At 32.1% G+C, this 20902-nt stretch carries 23 protein-coding genes; 5 read left to right on the forward strand and 18 right to left on the reverse strand.

The window, feature by feature from the left end:
* Positions 1-152: 152 nt before the first annotated feature.
* The 4 genes from AC1Q5Z_RS11355 to ruvC all read right to left on the reverse strand — a co-directional run bounded on the left by AC1Q5Z_RS11355 (position 153) and on the right by ruvC (position 3708).
* Positions 153-920 carry a cyclase family protein gene (locus tag AC1Q5Z_RS11355; protein ID WP_492444875.1) on the reverse strand — a complete coding sequence of 256 codons (768 nt, stop codon included), beginning with the start codon at positions 918-920 and terminating at the stop codon, positions 153-155.
* Between the two features lie 27 nt (positions 921-947).
* Positions 948-1913 (reverse strand): D-2-hydroxyacid dehydrogenase family protein, encoded by a 966-nt coding sequence (locus AC1Q5Z_RS11360; RefSeq protein WP_492444877.1) that lies wholly within the window; start codon positions 1911-1913, stop codon positions 948-950.
* 33 nt (positions 1914-1946) lie between these two features.
* Entirely contained in the window at positions 1947-3074 is a 1128-nt protein-coding gene (hemW, locus tag AC1Q5Z_RS11365) for a radical SAM family heme chaperone HemW (protein WP_492444879.1), read from the reverse strand.
* A gap of 79 nt (positions 3075-3153) precedes the next feature.
* Positions 3154-3708: a crossover junction endodeoxyribonuclease RuvC gene (ruvC, locus tag AC1Q5Z_RS11370; protein ID WP_492444881.1), complete on the reverse strand. Its 555-nt coding sequence runs from the start codon at positions 3706-3708 to the stop codon at positions 3154-3156.
* A gap of 104 nt (positions 3709-3812) precedes the next feature.
* Between ruvC and AC1Q5Z_RS11375 the strand changes: the two genes are divergently transcribed.
* Both AC1Q5Z_RS11375 and AC1Q5Z_RS11380 read left to right on the forward strand, forming a co-directional pair.
* Complete coding sequence (locus tag AC1Q5Z_RS11375) at positions 3813-4757, forward strand: hypothetical protein (RefSeq protein ID WP_492444883.1); 945 nt, start codon at positions 3813-3815, stop codon at positions 4755-4757.
* Positions 4754-5857: a glycosyltransferase family 2 protein gene (locus AC1Q5Z_RS11380; RefSeq protein WP_492444885.1), complete on the forward strand. Its 1104-nt coding sequence runs from the start codon at positions 4754-4756 to the stop codon at positions 5855-5857. Before AC1Q5Z_RS11375 ends, AC1Q5Z_RS11380 begins: the two co-directional genes overlap by 4 nt.
* Before the next feature lie 12 nt (positions 5858-5869).
* Here AC1Q5Z_RS11380 and AC1Q5Z_RS11385 read toward each other — a convergent pair whose 3' ends face one another.
* Entirely contained in the window at positions 5870-6355 is a 486-nt protein-coding gene (locus AC1Q5Z_RS11385) for a hypothetical protein (RefSeq protein WP_492444887.1), read from the reverse strand.
* Between the two features lie 153 nt (positions 6356-6508).
* On the opposite strand from AC1Q5Z_RS11385, the gene AC1Q5Z_RS11390 reads away from it, so the two are divergent.
* On the forward strand, positions 6509-7009 hold the full coding sequence (locus tag AC1Q5Z_RS11390) for a DUF456 domain-containing protein (RefSeq protein WP_343589825.1): 501 nt from the start codon (positions 6509-6511) through the stop codon (positions 7007-7009).
* Between the two features lie 274 nt (positions 7010-7283).
* The gene (locus tag AC1Q5Z_RS11395) at positions 7284-7886 is read left to right on the forward strand and encodes a DUF937 domain-containing protein (RefSeq protein ID WP_198854742.1); all 603 of its coding nucleotides are present in this window, start codon (positions 7284-7286) and stop codon (positions 7884-7886) included.
* A 64-nt stretch (positions 7887-7950) separates the two neighbouring features.
* On the opposite strand, the gene AC1Q5Z_RS11400 is transcribed toward AC1Q5Z_RS11395, so the two are convergent.
* The 5 genes from AC1Q5Z_RS11400 to AC1Q5Z_RS11420 form a co-directional block, all read right to left on the reverse strand.
* Positions 7951-8859 carry a pseudouridine synthase gene (locus AC1Q5Z_RS11400; protein ID WP_198854741.1) on the reverse strand — a complete coding sequence of 303 codons (909 nt, stop codon included), beginning with the start codon at positions 8857-8859 and terminating at the stop codon, positions 7951-7953.
* Between the two features lie 202 nt (positions 8860-9061).
* Positions 9062-10018, reverse strand: a complete 957-nt coding sequence (locus AC1Q5Z_RS11405) for a geranylgeranylglycerol-phosphate geranylgeranyltransferase (RefSeq protein WP_198854740.1) — start codon at positions 10016-10018, stop codon at positions 9062-9064.
* Between the two features lie 60 nt (positions 10019-10078).
* A complete protein-coding gene (locus AC1Q5Z_RS11410) occupies positions 10079-10669 on the reverse strand; it encodes a DUF502 domain-containing protein (protein ID WP_286968381.1) in 591 nt (196 codons plus the stop codon).
* A 67-nt stretch (positions 10670-10736) separates the two neighbouring features.
* Complete coding sequence (locus AC1Q5Z_RS11415) at positions 10737-11675, reverse strand: mevalonate kinase family protein (RefSeq protein ID WP_111379584.1); 939 nt, start codon at positions 11673-11675, stop codon at positions 10737-10739.
* Between the two features lie 50 nt (positions 11676-11725).
* Positions 11726-12826: a diphosphomevalonate decarboxylase gene (locus tag AC1Q5Z_RS11420; RefSeq protein WP_343588681.1), complete on the reverse strand. Its 1101-nt coding sequence runs from the start codon at positions 12824-12826 to the stop codon at positions 11726-11728.
* Between the two features lie 152 nt (positions 12827-12978).
* Between AC1Q5Z_RS11420 and AC1Q5Z_RS11425 the strand changes: the two genes are divergently transcribed.
* A complete protein-coding gene (locus tag AC1Q5Z_RS11425; protein ID WP_343588682.1) occupies positions 12979-13455 on the forward strand; it encodes a TspO/MBR family protein in 477 nt (158 codons plus the stop codon).
* Between the two features lie 20 nt (positions 13456-13475).
* Here the strand turns inward: AC1Q5Z_RS11425 and AC1Q5Z_RS11430 are convergent, their stop codons facing one another.
* The 8 genes from AC1Q5Z_RS11430 to AC1Q5Z_RS11465 form a co-directional block, all read right to left on the reverse strand.
* Positions 13476-14198, reverse strand: a complete 723-nt coding sequence (locus AC1Q5Z_RS11430; RefSeq protein ID WP_492444891.1) for a BamP family beta-assembly machinery protein — start codon at positions 14196-14198, stop codon at positions 13476-13478.
* 9 nt (positions 14199-14207) lie between these two features.
* Positions 14208-14930: a BamP family beta-assembly machinery protein gene (locus AC1Q5Z_RS11435; protein WP_343588684.1), complete on the reverse strand. Its 723-nt coding sequence runs from the start codon at positions 14928-14930 to the stop codon at positions 14208-14210.
* 73 nt (positions 14931-15003) lie between these two features.
* A complete protein-coding gene (locus tag AC1Q5Z_RS11440) occupies positions 15004-15678 on the reverse strand; it encodes an MBL fold metallo-hydrolase (protein WP_343588685.1) in 675 nt (224 codons plus the stop codon).
* A 62-nt stretch (positions 15679-15740) separates the two neighbouring features.
* Positions 15741-16322 (reverse strand): Crp/Fnr family transcriptional regulator, encoded by a 582-nt coding sequence (locus AC1Q5Z_RS11445; protein WP_343588686.1) that lies wholly within the window; start codon positions 16320-16322, stop codon positions 15741-15743.
* An 18-nt stretch (positions 16323-16340) separates the two neighbouring features.
* Complete coding sequence (locus tag AC1Q5Z_RS11450) at positions 16341-17705, reverse strand: YncE family protein (protein WP_343588687.1); 1365 nt, start codon at positions 17703-17705, stop codon at positions 16341-16343.
* Between the two features lie 72 nt (positions 17706-17777).
* A complete protein-coding gene (locus AC1Q5Z_RS11455) occupies positions 17778-18851 on the reverse strand; it encodes a hypothetical protein (RefSeq protein ID WP_343588688.1) in 1074 nt (357 codons plus the stop codon).
* 60 nt (positions 18852-18911) lie between these two features.
* Positions 18912-19559, reverse strand: a complete 648-nt coding sequence (locus tag AC1Q5Z_RS11460) for an HAD family hydrolase (protein WP_343588689.1) — start codon at positions 19557-19559, stop codon at positions 18912-18914.
* 6 nt (positions 19560-19565) lie between these two features.
* Positions 19566-20774, reverse strand: a complete 1209-nt coding sequence (locus AC1Q5Z_RS11465) for a BaiN/RdsA family NAD(P)/FAD-dependent oxidoreductase (protein ID WP_492444894.1) — start codon at positions 20772-20774, stop codon at positions 19566-19568.
* Between the last annotated feature and the right edge of the window lie 128 nt (positions 20775-20902).

The following is a 20902-nucleotide window of genomic DNA, read 5'->3' on the forward strand; positions in this document are numbered from 1 at the left end:
TTAGTTTTTTTGTCACTAATTACACGAATTTGCACTAATTTTTTTGCCACAGATTAAAGAGATTTTCACAGATTAAATCATTTTTAATCCTTTAATCTGTGGCAAAACAAAAAAAAGAAATTAGCGAAAATTAGTGTAATTCGTGGCAAACCTTAAATCGTATATAAAATTGGTTTTGATGGGCTAGCATCATTTTCAAACGAAGCGATTTGGAGATTTAGGATATAATTTCCGTCTTCAATTTCGTCTGAAACATAAATCATTTCGGTAATTGTAGCATTAAATCTTGCATCTGGATTTACCTTGTGCGTGTCTTTTACATTCCAAAACGCTTTGTGCGCTAATAATTTTCCTTCATCGTGTTCTTTGTCAACACTTGGCAAATCGATCAATAAATGCTGAATTTCGCTTTCGCGGATGAAAATCGCAGCCTCTTCAGACAAATAGGGCGGATTTGTATTAGAGTATTTTCTTGATTTCTTTTCTTTTTGATTTGGAACTGTTCTTATAATTAAAGCCTCATTTGTCACGCTGAGCGAAGTCGAAGCGCTTAAAGCTTTTTGAACCTGTTCTTTCGTAATCACAAAATCATCTCCAATCTTTTCAGGCTCAATAGTAATCAGTTTAGTAAAAAAGAAAAACTGTTTTAAAGATTGATTAATGCTATAAAAATCATTCGTAATATGCCCTAAACATTCCGTATGAGTTCCATGCCCATGCGGATTGAAGAAAATATTATTGAAATTAGTAGATGATTTTCCTTCTGAAACTTTACCAATCCAGTCGCCTAAAACTACTGGTTCAATGATTGGTTTTTCAATATACCAAGCAATCGGATTTTTATCTGTATTGGTTAAAGGAATAGAAATATCAATGGGTTTTGATAAGTCAATTTCGAAGTTGTTGATTTTAGCGATCATTGAATGCTGAATTAATATCGAATAAAATTATAACAATGCTTCTGGATTTGCAATGTTTGTTGGATTTCTATTGATATAATTTATAACATTTTCGAATGCTTTCTCAAAATAAAGTTCATAACTGTTCTTTTCAACATAACCAATATGCGGAGTGCAAACAACATTTGGCATTTTCAGCAATTCATAATTGATATCATAAATAGGCTCTTCTTCATAAACGTCTAAGCCTGCAAATCCAGGTCTACCATTTTTTAAGCATTTAAGCAAAGCTCCTTTTTCAATTAATTCGGCACGGGCAGTATTAATCAAAACAGAATCAGATTTCATTAAACGTAAATCGGTTTCTTTTACAATTCCTAAAGTGCTTTCGTTTAATCTGAGATGTAAAGTAATGACATCGCTTGTTGAGAAAAATTGCTCTTTAGATTCTGCTTTTTCAAAACCATCTAAAACAGCCTGATTTCTGGAAGATTCGCTTCCCCAGACCAAAATATTGGCACCAAATACTTGCGCATATTTTGCAATTTGCTGTCCAATTTTTCCATAACCCCAAATTCCTATTTTCTTGCCACGAATTGTTGACCCGATATTAACTTGCCATTTTCCATCTTGCATACCCTGAATGGCTTGCGGAATCTGACGAACCGTATTTAGAATTAATGCCCAAGTAAGTTCTGAAGGAGCTACAGGAGATCCAATTCCTTCTGCCACAGCGACTTTATGTTTTGTGCAGGCACTTATGTCAAGATGATTTGATTTTTTACCTGTTTGGCTTATTAATTTTAATTTCGGAAGTTTTGAAAGAAGTTCCTCTGTAATTTCTGTTCTTTCTCGAATTAAAACTATTATTTCAGAATCGTTTAGAAGTTCGGCTAATTTAGAAGTATTTTTTTCTGTGTAATTTAGGATTGTAACGTCTAATCCTTTTAGAATTTTAAAGGCCCCAAGCTTTTCAACAGCATTTTGATAATCATCCAGAATTGTAATTTTCATGATATTGTAATTTTAAAGCAAGAAAGTTTTTTACTACAAATCTAAATAAAATAGATCACTCGCGATACCATCTGTTAAAAACTTTCCTTTTGGAGTTGGTTTAAGAATGTTGTTTTCGATCGATAGCAAACCGTCATTTAGGAACTTTTGAGATTGTTCTAATAAATAATTCAAATATTCTGATCCGAATTCCTTTTCAATTCTGTCCAAAGAAACGCCCCAAATCGTTCGTAATCCTGTCATGATATATTCGTTATAACGATCTGAAATGGTTAGAATTTCTGTTTCAATAGGAAGTTCGTCTTTTTGAATCGCTTTTAAATACAATGAATTATTCGCAATATTCCAGCCTCTTTTTTCGCCATCATAACTATGTGCTGAAGGTCCAATTCCGATATATTTTTTGCCCAGCCAATACGCCGAATTGTTTTTAGAGAAATAATTCTCTTTCCCGAAATTGGATAATTCGTAATGTATAAAACCATTTTTTTGAAGCATTTCGACCAAAATCGCAAAATGATTAGACGCCACTTCATCTTGCGGTTCAGCAATTTTTCCAGTTTGAATTAATTTACTTAAAGCTGTTTTGGGTTCAACTGTTAAAGCATAACTTGAAATATGCGGAATGCCAAAATCCAAAGCAGTCTGAATATTCTGTTTCCACATTTCGTCACTCATTCCTGGAATTCCATAAATCAAATCGAGCGAAATATTGTCAAAATATTTTGTTGCTTCTTCCAAACATTTTTTGGCTTCCGCCGAATTATGAGCGCGATTCATCATCTTTAAATCTTCTTCGTAAAAAGACTGAATTCCGATGCTTAACCTATTTATTGGGCTTTTAGATAATTCTAAAATTCTTTCAGCAGACAAATCGTCTGGATTGGCTTCAAGCGTAATTTCTGGATTTTCTGTAACATTATAATTTTTATAAACTTCAGAAATTAAAAAGTTGATTTCGTCATTTGATAAAACGGAAGGGGTTCCGCCGCCAAAGTAAATAGTTTCAATTTCACCATCACTTTCGGTTTTGCGCATAGCAATTTCTTTAGCCAAAGCCAAAACCATATCGTCTTTCTTTTTCATCGAAGTCGAAAAATGAAAGTCGCAATAGTGACAAGCTTGCTTGCAAAAAGGTATGTGAATGTAAATTCCTGACATTTTTAATTAGATAATTAGAGAATGTGTCAATTAGATAATTTATTTGTTGTCTACAGAATTATCTAATTGGCACATTGACTTATTTTTTCACCCGATCCTCGTTTTGTTTCACAAAAGCATCCCAACCAGAATAACTTTTTCCAGCGACAACTTTTCCTGAATTGAAGTGATGACAAACCGCAGTTGCCAAACCATCTGTAGAATCGAGATTTTTTGGTAATTCTTTTAAACCCAAAAGCTGTTGCAACATTTTGGCAACTTGTTCTTTGCTGGCATTTCCGTTTCCGGTAATCGCCATTTTTATCTTTTTAGGTTCGTATTCCGTAATCGGAATTCCTCTTGAAAGTCCTGCTGCCATTGCAACGCCTTGTGCACGGCCTAGTTTCAGCATCGATTGTACGTTTTTGCCAAAGAAAGGTGCTTCAATCGCAATTTCGTCTGGACAATGTGTTTCAATTAATTCGATGGTTCTTTCAAAAATGATTCTTAATTTTTGGTAATGATTGTCGTATTTGGACAATTGCAATTCATTCAATTGCAGAAATTCCATTTTTTTATTGATTACTTTAATCAATCCAAACCCCATAATTGTGGTTCCTGGGTCAATACCTAATATGATGCGTTCTTGTGTCAAGAGATTGTGGTTTCAAGTTTAAGGTTTCAAGTTTAAGGTTTCAAGTTTAGAAAATTGACTCATTTTCTCACTTCCTAATTGCCACATTTGATTACTTTTGCGGCATGATTTCAATTCCACACAAAGCTAAGCAATTCCTAGTTCTTCTGGCCAAACTTTTAATTGTTGGCGGCGCATTTTATTTTATTTACAATCAGTTGGCTAACAACGACAAATTGGACTGGCAAAAGTTTATTGTTTTGTTCAAGAAAAACCAGTCGGTTTTAGGGATTTCGTTTATCTTGCTTTTGAGTGTTTTGAATCGTTATTTCGAGATTTTGAAATGGCAGAATCTGGCACAAGTAATTCATGAAATATCGGTTTATGAAGCCACAAAACAGGTTTTGGCTGCTTTGACAGCAGGAATTTTTACACCAAATGGAGTAGGGGAGTATGCAGGAAAAGCGTTGTATTATCCAAAATCTGAAGCCAAAAGAGTGGTTTTCTTAAACCTGATTTGCAACGGAATCCAGATGATTTTAACCATCATTTTTGGAATTTTCGGATTGCTTTATTTTAATGCACAATTTAATGTAATTACAACCAGAACTGTTTTAATCCTCTTTGGCGGATTTGTATTGCTTTTGATTATTTTATTTTCAATTAAAAAGATAAAAGTAAAAGGATATTCAATTGAAAAATTGATTCATAAAATTAATGAAATTCCTAAATCCGTTCATCAGAAAAATATCTTTTTAGGCATTTGCCGTTATCTGGTTTTTTCGCATCAATATTACTTTTTATTTTTAGGTTTTGATGTCGATTTGCCTTATTTAACCTTGATGGCAGCGATTACATCGGTTTATTTTTTGGCTTCTTCTTTACCAACATTTCAATTTTTAGATTTTGCAGTAAAAGGAAGTGTTGCTATTTATTTCTTCGGAATTTTGGGCGTAAACGAATGGATTGTAATTTTCATCAGTACATTAATGTGGTTCTTAAATGTTGTTCTTCCAGTAGTTTTAGGAAGTTATTTTGTACTTAATTTTAGAACCAAAACAACAGAATGATTTCTGGATTATTTTCCATATTCGCAATTTATGTTTTTAGCATCAGTTTGCTTGTTTATGGATTTTTCAAAGTCAAAAAATACCCAAAAACAGATTTAAAGCCACAAACAAGTTTTACTATTGTAGTTCCGTTTCGGAATGAAGAAGAAAATCTTCCAAATCTTTTAAACAGCATTTCGAACTTAAATTATCCGACAGATTTATTTGAAGTGATTTTGGTTGATGATAATTCTATAGAAAAATTCCAAGTTTTAAATTCCAAATTCCAAGTTTCGATAATCGATAATATTCGGGTTTCAAATTCTCCTAAAAAAGACGCCATTACCATGGCAATGCAACATGTAAAAGCCGACTGGGTTATTACTACAGACGCTGATTGTATTGTTTCTGAAAATTGGCTTTTGACATTTGATAATTACATTCAGGAGAATAAAGTTTCAATGCTTGCAGGTGCTGTAACATACAAATGCGAAAATTCTTTTTTATATCATTTTCAGCAATTGGATTTAACAAGTTTACAAGGCGCGACAATTGGAAGTTTTGGTTTGAATAATGGATTTATGTGTAATGGAGCCAATTTTGCTTACACAAAAACATTGTTTGAAAGCTTGAATGGTTTTGAAGGGAATGATGAAATTGCCAGTGGAGATGATGTCTTTTTACTCCAAAAAACAATTGAAAAATTTCCAAATGAAGTTCATTATTTAAAAGCTGAAGAAGCAATTGTAATTACAAGACCAACAGAAAATTGGAAATCATTGTTTTATCAAAGAGTACGCTGGGCGGCCAAAACCAGTTCATATAAAAGTTCTTTCGGTAAATTCTTGGGATTGATTGTTTTCTTCGGAAATTTAAGTTTTGTAATTGGATTTTTCCTGTTTCTTTTCGGAGTTTGGTCCTATCCAATTTTTTTACTTTTTGCTTTTTCTAAGTTTTTTATTGATTTTGTTTTGCTTTTAATAACCAATCAATTTTTGAGGAAAACGAGAATTAAAAGCCTTTTATTAAGCAGTTTGTTATATCCTTTTTTTAGCTCGGCTGTGGCTTTGTATAGTTTGGTCGGTTCTTATGAATGGAAAGGCCGACAGTTTAGGAAATAGCTTTAAATCAAACTACTTTTCTTCTTTTGTTTTTAGAATAACAGGCAAAATAAACTGTGTTTTTACAGGAATACCACGTTTTATGGCTGGATTTACTTTCGGGAAATCCACAAGACGAGCATGCAGAATACTGTCAATTTTTATGGTATCGTAAGCTACAGAATCTTTAGGGAACTGAGGTTCAAACTTCATAGTAGAGTTTGGAAAAACGGTTACTTTTACTTCGATCGTATCCAATTCTGGATATAAAATCGAAAGAGTATCAACATTTAGTTTTTCTTGAATAAGGCCAGACATTACCTCAAAAAAACATTGCTGGCGAAGCTTTTTATCAGCAATTTTATCACAATCTGGAACAGAGGGATATTCGTCAACTTCTTTCCAATTAATTGATTTTAATTCTTTCTGAAGTAACTCTTTTTCAGACGGAACCTGCTTCTCAAAATATTGACAAGAATGAAAAGCTACGCATATAAAAAGAAGAAAAAACTGCCTCAAGATTTTGATGTTGAATGAATGAACAAAAATACGATTTATTTTTCTGAGAAACTTTATTACTATTGGAATCTTAATCTTTGCGAGAATACATTTGGGGATTTGTACAGCAAAGAATAAAATGGTACTTTGTAAGAACAAATTTATCAAAAAAATATGGATTTATTACTGCTCATTTTGGGTTTTATATGTATGATTGTTGGCATTTTTGGAAGTTTTATTCCTGTTCTTCCAGGATTATCGAGCTCTTGGGTAGGATTGCTTTTGCTGTATCTTACCAAAGCTGTTGAAAATAACTATTGGGTTTTAGGAATCACTTTCGTTCTAATGGTCAGCATTACTATATTAGATTATGTAATTCCAGCAAAAGGGACTAAAAAATTTGGAGGAAGTTCTTACGGCGTCTGGGGAACCAACATTGGTTTGATTATCGGAATTATAGCTCCAATTCCGTTCGGGATTATAATTGGACCCTTTCTAGGCGCTTTAATTGGAGAATTAATATACGATTCCAAAAATCATAAAAGAGCTATAAAAGCAGCTACTGGATCGCTATTAGGATTCATTGCTTCGAGTTTTGTTAATTTTCTGTTTGCAGTCGTTTATTTGGGCATATTTTTAAATATTGTGTGGGAATATCGAAACATTTTATTTTAATTTTATAACATTTTAAGCTTTTTAGCGTTGTTGCAAAAAATAAACATAAAACTTTTCTTAATTTTTTTTCTTTTTTATTTGAGTACGAAAGGGTTGAGTTTACTAGTGTTAAAGCGTTTTTTATGTTAACGGCTGGTTATTAAGAAGGTAAATTTTTAACTTAATTTTTGGAAATGTTAAAATATTTTATATTTTTATCACGATAAACGATAAAAAGCCTCACTTTATCGGTTATTTTAAATAAGTATAAATAATCATTTTTTAAGTTATGAGTATGACCCCAAACCTACAAATTGAACTTAGACGCTTTATTTCTTCTAATGTTGTCTCCAAGTTAAACAAGTTTTATTTTGAGAATGATGCACTTTTAATAAAGGGAATAGACGTCTCGATCGGTACAATTTTAATGGGACTCTACAACAAAGCCGAAGAATCTGATTTTTATTCTGAAATCGTTTCACTAATCCAAGAAGATTCCACTTTTTATCAAGAAGTAGATTTTAATGCAGGCAGAATTTTATCAGTCGACGACTGTTACCGTTTAGAGGGAAATGTTTTACTGAAAGAACTATTCTCTAACAAAAAAGGCAGAATTTCAGAAATGGTTTCAAATGAAGTTGGCATAAAAAGCGAAACCGCTAGAGAAATACTTAACTTTTCAGCATTACTAGTAATGTCTTACTTAAGATACAATCTTCAATTAATAGAAAGTTTAAAACTCCTTTTAGAAGACCAAAAAAGAGATATTTTAAACAGCATTCCTCCCGGAATAAAAATCATCCTAGGTTTTTCATCTTACGAAACTGTAGAAGATAAAAACCAATCTATCGGAAGATCTATTTTTACCCTTTTCGGACATAATTTCTTTAGTTTCTAAAAAATAAAAAATCCCATTTTCTAGAAGAAAACAGGATTCATTTATAACTTAATTTGAAAAGCGATTACACGTTTTTCAAATTGATAACTTCTTGATCGGTCAAAAAGCGCCAGTTTCCGCGAGGAAGATTCTTTTTGGTTAGTCCAGCAAACGAAACACGGTCAATACGTAATACATTGTATTCGAAGGATTCAAAAATAGAACGTACCACCTTTACGTTAGCTGTACGTAATTTAAGGCCAACTTCGCTTTTTGGTTCATTATCAATATAGCTTACTTCTTCAACAAAAACGCGGTGTCCGTCAAGAACTAAACCTTTGCTAATTTTTTCTAAATCTTCAAACTTCAAGTTTTTGTCTAAAGAAACCTGATAGATTTTAGAAGATTTCTGATTTGGTAATGTAAACTTACGAATCATATCAGTATCGTTAGTAAACAATAATAAACCAGTTGTATTCTTGTCCATTCTTCCTACAGGAGCAATTTTTGCATTTGTAGCGCCACGAACAAGTTCTAGAACGTTACGGTATTCCTGACCTTCATCAAGAGCAGTCGTGAAGTTTTTAGGCTTATTCAATAAAATATATTCTTTCTTTTCAGGAGTTAGTGTAACACCGTCAAAATTTACAACATCATTCAGTTTTACCAAATAACCCATTTCGGTAACTACATTACCGTTTACTTTTACGTTTCCAGACTGAATGTAAATGTCAGCATCACGACGAGAACAAACACCAGAATTAGAGATGTATTTGTTCAAACGAATTTCATCTGAAGCCTTCTGTCTCTTTGCAGGCTGATTTTGTTTTCTAAATTTTTCAGCTGCTGCTTCCTGTGCTGCCTTAACTTCAGGTTTTACTTTTTTAGGCCCTTGCGCGCGCTTAGCCATAGGAGGTTTTGGCTTGCTAGAGTTTGGTCTTGAGCTATTTGGTCTAGATCCGCCTCTTTTATTATTGCCTTCCTTGTTGTTCATAGAATCATTAATTTGTGCAAAGATAGTTTTTTCCTGCTAATAAATCTTAAGTTCAATGTTCTTAGATTAATAGCGTTTTATTTTAAGATGTTCAGAAGCAATACAATTGGCTTTTTTGTAATAGGTTATTCCGCAGAGATTCACAAAGAATTTCATAGAATTACACAGAAATACTTTGTGAATCTCTGTGGAAGAAAAAAACTTAATAATTAGAAATCAATTCACGACCATGCCATAAGACGCTTGGATTAATCAGAACAATACAGCAAACGCCTGATACAATTAGGAATTTAAGGACATTATGAAGTCTTAGATATTGTTCTTTAGAGTCAGATTTCCATAAATAAATCAAGAAGAAAAGTAAAACTCCAAAGGAGGCATAAAAGTAGATATCCATATAACCAACGTCGTGTATGTTTACTAAAACGTAAACAGGAACGATCGTTAAAATGGTTAAAGCCGTAATGATTTGTTTAGAAATTTTTTCTCCATACAAAACAGGAATTGTTCTATAATCGGTTACTAAATCGCCTTTTAGGTTTTCCAGATCTTTAATCATTTCGCGAATTAGCAAAAGTAAAAACAAGAAAACCGCATGCGCAGAAATCACTACAAAATGACTCATATGATTTTCTATTTCTTCAAACGAAATTTTGTTGTAGAAATACAATAAAATGGCAAAAAATGGCGTAACAGCCAGCAATGCAGACATTAGGTTTCCGATAATTGGATACTTTTTGATTTTATGAGAATAAAACCAAATCATGAAAATATAGACAGAAAAGAACAAAAATGCGCGCCAAGAAACGATCGATGCCATAATTACAGCAAGAAAGTTTAAACTAAAGTACACATTTAGCTTTGTTTTCTGACTAACCAAACGATCCAACATCGATTTGTTTGGTCTATTGATTAAGTCTTTTTGGGAGTCGTAAAAATTATTGATAATATATCCTGAAGCAATGGTAATCGCCGAAGCAAAAACAATTAGAAATAAATAAAAATCGAGTAGAATATCCAACGCTCTAATTTCTGGCGCAAGTATAAAAATTGCCGATAAATACTGTGCTAAAACAATAATTGGAATGTTATAACCTCTAACCACAGAGAACAGACTAACAATTTTCATCATTAAAAGTTTTTGCTGTCTGCTTAACATAAAGTTTGTTTTGGATGGATTAGGTTAGGGAAGTTAAAAGATATTTTTTAATTCAAAAATTTAGAGTTTGTTTTTTAACAATTCTTTAGAACCATAACCCAACTTTCGAATACAGGCCAAGGCTTGTTTTTGGGTTATTTCAATTTCTCGTATGTCTTTTTTTTCTACAAAAACTACCGATCCGCTCCAAGGATTTGGTGCGTCTGGAATAAAAACAGTAAATACATTATCGCTTATCTGTTCAATCAAAAAGGCAAATTGCCAACCCGCATCTGTTGGCACCATAATTACTTTTAAATCTTCTTTAGATTCAAAACCTAATATATTTTCATTCATGCTTTTCATAAATGAATAGCCAGGAACAAAACTTAAAATACCATCTTCTAATTTCTGAACTAATTTTTCAGCTGCTGCAGTTTTTGCGAGCAATCCAGCAATAAAACAAATTAGAATTATGATTAGTATTCCAACAAGCTCCTGTATCGCAAGTCCTAAAACACTTACTTTCGGTAAAGTGCTTACAAGCGGCAGTGTAGTTTTTTGTACAAGACCATATCCTTTTTCTAAAACAATTATTAGTACAACTAATGGTACTAGAAACAGAATTCCGCCTAAAAAAGTTGCTTTGATAATCTTTAAAATACTATTCATATTCAGTAACTTTTTTAGGTTAAATTTTTAAGAAAGTCTATTCAAATAATTATCGTTTTTTAGGAAATTAAAATTGATAAACAACTTCTAATTTGTAGTCTTTCAAAGAAGCTTTAGCACGTTCTAAATCTTCGGTAAAACCAAGAATATAACCGCCACCGCCAGAACCGCAAAGTTTTAGGTAATAATCGTTAGTGTCAATTCCGTGTTGCCAGATTCCGTGAAATTGTTCCGGAATCATTGGTTTAAAGTGATTTAAAACAACTTTAGAAAGCTTTTTAGTATTGGTAAATAATGATTTCATATCGCCGTGTAAAAAGTTTTCTACGCAGGCATCTGTATATTTTACAAACTGGTTTTTAAGCATAGCACGGAAACCTTTGTCTTTTAGGTTTTCCATGAAAATGCTCACCATTGGAGCAGTTTCTCCCACAATTCCTGAATCTAACAAAAATACAGCACCTTTTCCGTCAAAACTTTGAGTTGGAATTCCAGTTGCTTCAATGTTATCTTTAGAATTAATCAGGATTGGAATACTCAAATAGCTGTTTAAAGGATCTAAACCAGAACTTTTTCCGTGGAAAAAGCTTTCCATTTGAGAAAATATATTTTTTAAGTGTAATAATTTTTCACGAGTAAGATTTTCTAGAACAGTGATTTTATTGGTAGCATATTTATCGTAAATAGCTGCAACAAGTGCACCGCTACTCCCAACACCATATCCTTGCGGAATACTTGAGTCGAAATACATTCCAGTTTCAACATCGTTCTGAAGTGTTTCTAAATCAAAAGTAACCAATTCTGGCTGTTGAGTATGCAATACCTCAAGGTAAGAAGCAAAACTTCTTAAGCTTCTGTTTGATGAAATCGCTTCTTCTGTAGGCTCTTCAGATTTTTTTAAAGCGCCATTGTAAAAGTTATAAGGGATAGAAAGTCCTTTAGAGTCGCGGATAATTCCGTATTCTCCAAAGAGTAATATTTTTGAGTAAAATAGTGGTCCTTTCATGATTTATTTTATGTCTTTCTAATAAAAAATTTAACTAAAGATACGGAAAATTATAATGCAATTGCACCGTGTCCAATTTTGTCGCAAATGTATTGACTATTCTGACAAAATACAACTAATTCGTCCTGAATAAATTGAAGTACTTTTTCGCTAACGTTTTCAGGATACAGTACATGCACATTGGCACCGGCATCAAGTGTAAAACACACCGGAATTTGGGTTTCATTTCTGAATTTCCAGATTGCATTTATGATTTGAAGCGTATTTGGTTTCATTAAAATGAAATATGGCATCGATGTCATCATCATAGCGTGTAGTGTCAATGCTTCACTTTCTACAACTTTGATGAATTCGTCTAAGTTTCCACTTTCAAAAATAGCAATCAATTTATCTAGATTTTCATGCGCTTGAGCAAAACGTCTTTCAGCATATGGATGATTGTGCATTAAATCATGTCCAACGGTGCTGGAAACTTGTTTTTCGCCTTTGTCAACCAATAAAATAGTATCTTGATAATTCTTGAAGTTCTCATGAATTGTATATGGAAATTCAACTCCAAATAAATCTGTACTTCCTTCAATATTTTCCTGATTTCCCCAAACTACCACATTTCCTTTTACGCTTCGGCAGGCACTTCCAGAGCCTAAACGAGCTAGAAATGAAGCTTTTTGATAAAAATATTCGTCAGTCATTTCAGGATTCAGCTGTTTTTCCAAGCTCATAAAATTCATTGCCAAAGCCGCCATTCCAGAAGCCGAAGAAGCAATTCCTGAGCTGTGCGGAAATGTATTTTGAGTATCGATTGTAAAATGATAGTCTTTCAAAAACGGCAAATAAACCTCAACTCTTTCCAAAAACTTCTGAATCTTTGGTTTGAAATCTTCTTTTGGTTTTCCTTCAAAAAGTAAATCAAAAGAAAAACTATTTGTCCCGCTAAGCGGAGTCGAAGAGTCTTTTTTAGAAAAGGCAAGTTTTGTTATTGTTTTACAGTTATTTAAAGTAAAACTAACAGAAGGATTTGCTGGAATCTGGTTGTCTTTTTTCCCCCAGTATTTTACCAAAGCAATGTTGCTTGGCGCACTCCATTCAAAGTTTCCTTTTTCTATTGTTGAAGTATATGAATTTGGTATAAAATCGGCTGCTGTAAACATGAAAGTATAAATTTTGGCAAAGATAACTTTTTCATTTTTCCACCATATAAGTTATATAAGAAATTATAAGCGGAATTTGCTAAAATGAACTTACATCACTTATATGGTTTAAACTTTTCTTTTGACTATTTTTGAATTCAAAATTTGATACCATGAATAAGTTCGTAAAGATCGCCATAGCATTAGTAATTTGTTTAACAGTAGGATATTCTGCGAGTTTGGTTACAAGACCAAGTATTGAGACTTGGTACATAACGTTGGAAAAACCAGTTTTTAATCCGCCGAATTGGATTTTTATGCCAGTTTGGACAGTGCTTTATATTTTTATGGCAATTGCTGCGGCATTAGTTTGGGATAAAATAAAAGAAAATACAGAAGAAGTAAAAAAAGCATTGCTATTCTTTATAATTCAATTGATTTTAAATTCAATATGGTCTTATTTATTCTTCGGACTAAAAAATCCGATGTTAGCTTTAATCGAAATTGTGCTTTTATGGCTGATGATTTATGAAACGTATTTAAAATTCATCAAAATCAATAAAACTGCGGGTTATTTATTAATTTCATATTTGGCTTGGGTTGCGTTTGCGACGGTTTTGAATGCTAGTATTTGGTGGTTGAATAAATAGTTTTTTTTAGATTTTTAAGCCTATTTTAATTTCTTAAACTCTTCATTTTTAGTATGTAGAAAGTCTATCAATTCCAAATCATTTGATTTTTCTAAAAGTGTTTTCGATTTTGGATCAGCATTACAAAATTTTAAGAAAGTTTCTTTTTCTTCGGGTTTTATATTTAAATTTTTGATAAAAAAATCTGGAGGACAAGTCGCGATTACAAGTTTTTTAAAACGGTCATCACGAGGCTCAATTTTTTTCTTCGGTTTATCAAAAATGGGGTAACTGAAATCTAATCCATTTTTAATTCTCCCATCATAAACATTCACTTTTGAAGTTACTTCATCAAATTTCTTTCGAATTATAATCTTATTTATTTCTTCCTTATTATTAGCGATTTTTTTAATTTCAGTTTTAGTAAAAGCAGATCTAGAAACTATAACATTCTCCAATTCTTCGGCTTTTGGAGTCATTTTAACAATGAGATAACTTTTTTCTAGGTCTTTAGAAGTTAGTTTTAATCTTGTAAATAAGTAATCCTTTGAAAAAAATAATAAACTGTCCTGTTCTTTTACTAAAATAGAAAACTCGCCAAATTCATTTGTTTTACTGCTTGTTTTGGCAGTTTTATTTATGACTTCAACATTAGATAGAATGTTATTTTGCGAAACAACTTTTCCGTGAAGTAATTTTTCGGTTTGAGAAATAGAAATTTGATACGTAAAAAAAGAAATGGTTGTGAGTAATTTTGCTTTCATAAAAGAATTTTAGTTTTTAATTCCAGAATTCAATTTCTTAAACTCTTCATTTTTAGTATACAAAAAATCCATAATACTCAAAACATTTGGATTTTCCAGAAGTGTTTTTGATTTCGGATCTGAGTCGCAAAAATCAATGAAAAGTTCTTTTTCTTCGGGCTTTAGTTTTAAATTTTTAATGAAAAAATCGGATGGACAATAAGCCTTTATCAGTTTCTTAAAACGGTCGTCTGCAACTTCAATTGTTTTTTTCTGTTTACCTTTTAAAGGAAATGAAACTCGAAGAGCTTCTCTAATGGTATTATCATTAACTCCTGTATTCCAGAATAAATCTTTGGCATTTTTACTTATTAATACATCTGCAACGTCATCAGCACTAATCTTAACTTTGTCAAATTCGATCTTAGTTATTACAACTTCATTCAATTCTTCAGGTTTCAAAATCATATTTACAACCATGTTGTTTTGATCTATGTCTTCCTGAGAAATTTTAAATCTTTTAAAGAAATAGTCTTTGGAGTAAAAAAGCAGGCTGTCTTGTGGACGGACTAAAATTGAAAATTCACCTAGCTCATTTGTTCTTGTGCTAGTTTTAGCTGTTTTGTTAATCACCTCTACTTTATTAAGCGGAATGTTTTGCGCAAGAACTTTTCCGTTTAATAGTTTTTCTGTTTGAGAAACGCTGAGCTGATAAGTAAAAATAGAAATTGTGGTAAGTAATTTTACTCTCATATAGGATTAATTAGTTGAGAGTAAAATTATTAGAATAGTCTTAATGAAAACTTACAGAATCTGTAAATTCTTGTTAATTAAATAAGATAGAATTTTTGAATTTCTCTAATTCTCCATTATTAAATAAAACAGGCCCGTGACCAAAACAAAGTATTTTTGGTTTTAGCGAAGCCAATTTTAGAATGGATTTTCTATTGGTTTCTTTGTCGGCAGTAAACAAATGTGGTGGTTCATGTAAACCGACTTTTGTAGTTAAAAGGTTCATATTGGTCATCACATCTCCAACAATTAAAACACCGTCTTTTTCTCTGAAAAAAGAGATATGTCCGCTTGAATGTCCTGGAGTTTCGATAACTGTGAATCCACCAATTTGATCGCCTTCTTTTAAGATTTGACAAACTGGATGTCCTTTTCCTGCCCAAAAGTTCTTCTGAAATTTTGAAATAAAATGATTCGGATTTGGGTATTCTGTAATTACATTTCCGTTTTCAGCAAATTCTTTTTCAGGTTCGCTACATAAAAGCGGAATATTCAAGGTTTCACAGATTACTTTACTGCTTCCCTGATGATCGGCGTGTGCGTGCGTTAAGGCGTGTTTGGTTACCGTTTTGTTTTTTAAAGTTTTTAAAATTGTATTTGCTGAAGTTCGAATTCCTGCATCAATTAAAACATCTTCAATTAGATAACAATTAATGGCATTTCTTGGAAATAAAGGGATTTGGTAAACGTCTTTGGCAATATTCTTCATTCTTTCTCAAATTTTATTTTGACAAAGATTTGAATTCCGTTTTTTAATCCACTTGATAAATGTTAAGAAATATCCTGACGGATTCTGCTTAAAGATTCGGGTGTAATTCCTAGAAAAGAAGCGATATAAATTAAAGGCGTTCGCTGAATTATTTTGGCTGGAGCCGATGCTAAAAATGTCTGGTATTTTTCTTTGGCGGGAATCATTTGTAGTTTTAAAACTCTATCTGCCATGCAAAGGTAATTTTGCTCGGCAAGAATTCTTCCAACGCGTTCCCAATTTGGGATTTCGTTATACAAAAACTGCATTTTTTCAAAAGTAATCGAAAGCACTTCGCAATCTTCTATACATTGAATATTTTCAAAAGAAACCGATTGATTTATAAAACTGGAATACGAAGCAATAAAACCCTCATCACAGCTTAAATAAGTGGTAATTTCTTTTCCATCTTTGAGATAATAAACTCTTGCTAATCCTTCAACAATAAAGAAAATCTTGTTGCTGATTTTTCCCATTGAAGAAAGATATTCTTTGGCCGTGAATTTTTCGTATTCAAAACAAGAAGCAATTGTTTCGATTTCATTTTCAGAAAAAGAGACAATTGCTTTAATCTGTTTTTGTAATGAAGAATTTTTTTTTGTCAATTATAGTAATAATAGTTTTTATGGAATACTTATTTTTTCTATTGCCCATTCTTTGGCTAAACCTGCTCCCGTTGCTTTTACTATTACAAATAAATTATTTCCTGTAGAATTACTAAACACAAAAAATGGTTCGGCATCATAAAATACTTTATCTGATTCATTTTTAGAAACGAGAAATTGCTCTAATGTTATTTTATTTTTAAGAGCAAGATCTAAGTCATTATATACATAAATGTATGGAAGTTTCTTTTGATTCCAATTATCAGATACTAGTAGTAGATAGATATTGTTTTTTACTGATGAATGATCTAACCATTCAATAGGTGTGTATGGGTTTGTTTCAGTATTGATTGTACCGTTATATATCATATCCTGGCTTCTAAGTTCGGAAGTTTTAAAAACAGTTTTTCCTCTCGTAAATATTCTATTCCCATCTTCAGAAAACCATAGATTTCCGTTCATAATATAATCTCCATGATAAGGGGAATCGTAGCTATATTCTGCATTTCCATTTTGAATGTCATATTTCTCTATATCCATTGGAGACAAATTATTTTCTGCACCATATATATATTTTCCTGACGGATGTAATCGTGCTTTATTTCCTTCGTAAATTTTTTCACCAACATGCTCATATTCATTATCGGTTGTCAAGCTTAAATTTATTGATCTTATAAAAGTCGATTGACCTTTGGCAGGGAAAACATACGCCCATTTATTGTTTCCAAGTACAATATCATTTGCGTAACAAGATACTGGATATGCTTTTATAATAGTTTTGTTGGTTAGATTGATATAAGAAATATATCGATCATGTCCGGTAACTGCGGTTTTTCCATCTGGAGATATTGAGACACATGTTGGGGCATATGGTAAAGTTATACTTTCAATTAAACCTGTATTTGTCGATAAAATATTTACAGCAGAAGGACTTGCGGAGACATATACAAGCTGATTGGTAACTTTAGAAAATTCTGCATCAACAACATCAGAATTTAAAGTTACTTTCTGCTCTACAAAATTGGTTACACTTACAACTATAGAATCTTTTTTATTATTGATATTTAGATATAATTTTGAATAAGATTTGCCATTTGGTAAGTTTTGTTTATCAACAGTAACCGTAATTTCATCATGATTTAGTGAAGTTACAGCTCCTTCTTTTTTAGAAAGCTCGACATAGTTTTTTGAACTTGTTATAGTATAATTTAAAGCTGTTTCTCCTTGATTTTCAATATTAAGGACAAGTTTGTTATTGAAAATAGTAAAATTTAATGTGTCTGGTACTGAATAATTTGCTTCTTTGTTTTTTTCGTTTGAATCATTATTAGAACATCCAACAATGGTTGACAATATTATTAATGATAAAATAATTTTTTTCATAATTTTTAATAGTGTTTTAGAACTATAGTATAATGGAAATAATTAAGAGGTTTTAATTAAAAGAAATAGTGATTAATTAATATTGATTTTTTGAATTGCCCATTCATTAACCAAATCAGAATCAAGTGCCTTTGTTATTACAAATAGATTTTTTCCAGTTGAGTTGCTAAAAGCAAAATAAGGCATAGCATCAAAAGTTTCTACATTATTTCTTCCCGTTTGATTGGAATATTTTTCCAATTCAAGTTTATTTACATAACTAAGATCTGCATCGTTAAAAACATAAATGCTATTCGATTTAATTAAATTCCATTGATCGCCACTTGAAAAGATTACATATAATTTTCCTTTTAAAGAAGAATGATCAAGCCAATCAATCTTATAATTATTTTCTGAAGGAATTCTGCCATTATATGCCCCATCTAAACTATTAAGTTCAGAGGTTTTTAAAACACTTCTTTCTCTAGTAAAAAGTCTATCGCCGTTTTCTGAAAACCATATGCTTGGAATAGTGTAGTTTTCTTCTTCAAAGTTAGATTCGTATCTATCATCAATATCTCCATTTTTAATTGTTAGACGTTGAACTTGTCCTCTTGATAGTGGACTTTGCATGTAAATATAATTACCTGAAGGATGTAATCTTCCTTTAGCTCCAGCGTGTAATTGATTGTATATACTTATGGGCATTTCATAATTATATTCCAAATTCATGTTAACACTTTTTATGTATGTCCATTGATCTTTTTCTGGAAAAACATACGCCCATCTATTTTTTCCAAGAACAATATCAAGTGCAGAGCAAGAAATGTTGTAGGTTTGGATTATGGATGGATTTTTTAAATTAACATGTGTGATGTGGCCATCATGACCTACAACAGCTGTATTGCCATCTTGCGAAATAGAAATACATGTTGGGGCATAAGCCAATGAAATTTTTTGAAATGTTTCGGTGTTGGAGTTAAAAATGTTTACTTGAGAAGGATTTGATGAGATAAAGACTAATTGATCTGTCTTTTTGGAATATTCAGCATCTATAACATTCGTCTTTAATATTATTTTTTCTTCTTTATTTTTTGGAGAATCGTTGTCGTTTTCACAACTATAAATTGTAAACAAAAGTATAGCTGCTAATAATATTTTTTGCATTTTTTTTGTAAGTTTTGCCCTGTTTTTGGAGGCAAATATATACAAGTCTTTTGTAAATAACTATAGAATTGCAATTAATTCAGAGGCATTATTAATAACCGCTTTTGCGCCACTGTTTTTCAATTCATCTTCGGTTCTGTAGCCCCAAGTAACGCCAACAGGAAACATATTAGCGTTTACTGCCGTTTTCATATCAATATCAGAATCGCCTACAAACAGGATTTCTTCTGGTTTTAAATTCCATTTTTTGCTAATCTCAATCGCCTCAAACGGATTTGGTTTTTTAAGTTCTTCTGTGCTTAAACCAACCGCAATATCAAATTGTTTTGGGAATATTTCTGATGCTATTTTCTTCGTTAATTCATCAGCTTTGTTGGAGAAAACAGCCATTTTGATATTTTGTGAAGTCAGGTTTTCTAATAACTCTACAATTCCGTCATAAGGTTTTGTTTTGAGCGTACAGATTTTAGTGTATTCATCGACCATACATTCAAAACAACTTTCGATTTCATCATCAGAATTGTTTGTGTCTGGCAATGCTTTGCTTACCAAATTTCGTAAACCACTTCCGATAAAATATTGGTAAGTGTCGTAATCATGTGTTGGGTAACTTAGAGCGGTAAGCACTTTGTTCATCGCATCTGAAATGTCATGTAATGAATCTACTAGCGTTCCATCTAAATCAAAAATAACTCCTTTAAATTTCATTTTATATTAAATATTTTGAGCCAGAATGAACCCGCTTGTCCAGGCATTCTGAAAATTAAATCCGCCTGTAATAGCGTCGATGTTTACAATTTCACCAGCAAAATAAAGGTTTTCATGAATTTTGCTTTCCATGGTTTTAAAGTTGATTTCTTTTAAATCAATTCCGCCAGCCGTTACAAATTCTTCCTTAAAAGTACTTTTTCCGTTTACTTTAAATTCAGCTTTTGTTAATTGTGAAGCTAGGTTTTGCAATTGGTTTTTAGATAAATCTGCCCATTTCGTTTCAGAATCAATCCCCGAAGCTAGAACCAAACTTTCCCACAAACGATTCGGAAAGTCAAAAGGAGATTTTTTAGAAACGGCTTTTTTAGCGTGTTCTTGTTTTAAATCTTTCAGGATTTTTTCGGTATCTTCAAAATCAACATCATTTAGCCAATTCACGAAAATGGTAAATTGATAATTTTTGTCGTGCAGAATGCGTGCGCCCCAAGCCGAAAGCTTTAAGATCGCTGGACCGCTCATTCCCCAATGTGTAATTAGCAAAGGTCCTATAGATTCTAGTTTCGTATCTTTTACATTTACGGTTACTTGTGCCGCAACGCCGGGTAATTCTTTAATTCTGGAATCTTTGATGTTGAAAGTAAATAGGGAAGGAACGGGGCTAACAATCGCATGTCCGTGTTCCTGAAGCATTTCCCAAATTTTGGGATTGCTTCCCGTTGCCATTACTAATTTTTCGGTGGCATAATTATCCGTTTGTGTATCAATTTTCCAATGATTTTCTTTTTTGAAAATGGATTGTACGCTTTGACCTGTCAAAACTTTTATACCTAATTTTTCAGTTGCTTTTAAGAAGCAATCGATAATAGTTTGTGAAGAGTTTGAAACTGGAAACATTCTTCCGTCTTCTTCAATTTTTAATTCAACGCCATGTTTTTCAAACCATTCAATTGTATCGCCCGAACAAAATTGATGAAAAGGTCCACGAAGTTCTTTTTCGCCACGAGGATAAAATTTAACCAACTCGTTTGGTTCAAAACAAGCGTGCGTTACATTGCATCGTCCGCCTCCGGAAACACGGACTTTAGAAAGGACTTCTTTTCCTCTTTCTAAAATGGCAATTTTCAGTTTCGGATTTTTCTCTGCAATATTAATTGCAGTAAAAAAACCTGCAGCGCCTCCGCCAACAATTATTATGTCGAAATTTTTGATCATATTTTTTTGAGTTGCCACAAATTACACGAATTGGCACTAATTTTTTTTCTTGCCACAGATTAAAAGGATTTTTTCTTTCGCCACGAATTACACTAATTTCCACGAATTATTTTAGGATGATAAATTTG

The sequence above is a fragment of the Flavobacterium sp. GW823-FHT06G12 genome (genome assembly GCF_058794775.1).

What these genes read in the sequence shown, in the direction of transcription:
- AC1Q5Z_RS11410 (WP_286968381.1), bottom strand. Translation starts at nt 10,669, where the DNA reads ATGAATAGTATTTTAAAGATTATCAAAGCAACTTTTTTAGGCGGAATT.
- AC1Q5Z_RS11450 (WP_343588687.1), bottom strand. Translation starts at nt 17,705, where the DNA reads ATGAAAAAAATTATTTTATCATTAATAATATTGTCAACCATTGTTGGA.
- AC1Q5Z_RS11395 (WP_198854742.1), top strand. Translation starts at nt 7,284, where the DNA reads ATGACCCCAAACCTACAAATTGAACTTAGACGCTTTATTTCTTCTAAT.
- AC1Q5Z_RS11460 (WP_343588689.1), bottom strand. Translation starts at nt 19,559, where the DNA reads ATGAAATTTAAAGGAGTTATTTTTGATTTAGATGGAACGCTAGTAGAT.
- AC1Q5Z_RS11415 (WP_111379584.1), bottom strand. Translation starts at nt 11,675, where the DNA reads ATGAAAGGACCACTATTTTACTCAAAAATATTACTCTTTGGAGAATAC.
- AC1Q5Z_RS11360 (WP_492444877.1), bottom strand. Translation starts at nt 1,913, where the DNA reads ATGAAAATTACAATTCTGGATGATTATCAAAATGCTGTTGAAAAGCTT.
- AC1Q5Z_RS11390 (WP_343589825.1), top strand. Translation starts at nt 6,509, where the DNA reads ATGGATTTATTACTGCTCATTTTGGGTTTTATATGTATGATTGTTGGC.
- AC1Q5Z_RS11405 (WP_198854740.1), bottom strand. Translation starts at nt 10,018, where the DNA reads ATGTTAAGCAGACAGCAAAAACTTTTAATGATGAAAATTGTTAGTCTG.
- AC1Q5Z_RS11435 (WP_343588684.1), bottom strand. Translation starts at nt 14,930, where the DNA reads ATGAGAGTAAAATTACTTACCACAATTTCTATTTTTACTTATCAGCTC.
- AC1Q5Z_RS11430 (WP_492444891.1), bottom strand. Translation starts at nt 14,198, where the DNA reads ATGAAAGCAAAATTACTCACAACCATTTCTTTTTTTACGTATCAAATT.
- AC1Q5Z_RS11455 (WP_343588688.1), bottom strand. Translation starts at nt 18,851, where the DNA reads ATGCAAAAAATATTATTAGCAGCTATACTTTTGTTTACAATTTATAGT.
- AC1Q5Z_RS11355 (WP_492444875.1), bottom strand. Translation starts at nt 920, where the DNA reads ATGATCGCTAAAATCAACAACTTCGAAATTGACTTATCAAAACCCATT.
- AC1Q5Z_RS11420 (WP_343588681.1), bottom strand. Translation starts at nt 12,826, where the DNA reads ATGTTTACAGCAGCCGATTTTATACCAAATTCATATACTTCAACAATA.
- AC1Q5Z_RS11375 (WP_492444883.1), top strand. Translation starts at nt 3,813, where the DNA reads ATGATTTCAATTCCACACAAAGCTAAGCAATTCCTAGTTCTTCTGGCC.
- AC1Q5Z_RS11425 (WP_343588682.1), top strand. Translation starts at nt 12,979, where the DNA reads ATGAATAAGTTCGTAAAGATCGCCATAGCATTAGTAATTTGTTTAACA.
- hemW (WP_492444879.1), bottom strand. Translation starts at nt 3,074, where the DNA reads ATGTCAGGAATTTACATTCACATACCTTTTTGCAAGCAAGCTTGTCAC.
- AC1Q5Z_RS11465 (WP_492444894.1), bottom strand. Translation starts at nt 20,774, where the DNA reads ATGATCAAAAATTTCGACATAATAATTGTTGGCGGAGGCGCTGCAGGT.
- AC1Q5Z_RS11380 (WP_492444885.1), top strand. Translation starts at nt 4,754, where the DNA reads ATGATTTCTGGATTATTTTCCATATTCGCAATTTATGTTTTTAGCATC.
- AC1Q5Z_RS11440 (WP_343588685.1), bottom strand. Translation starts at nt 15,678, where the DNA reads ATGAAGAATATTGCCAAAGACGTTTACCAAATCCCTTTATTTCCAAGA.
- AC1Q5Z_RS11400 (WP_198854741.1), bottom strand. Translation starts at nt 8,859, where the DNA reads ATGAACAACAAGGAAGGCAATAATAAAAGAGGCGGATCTAGACCAAAT.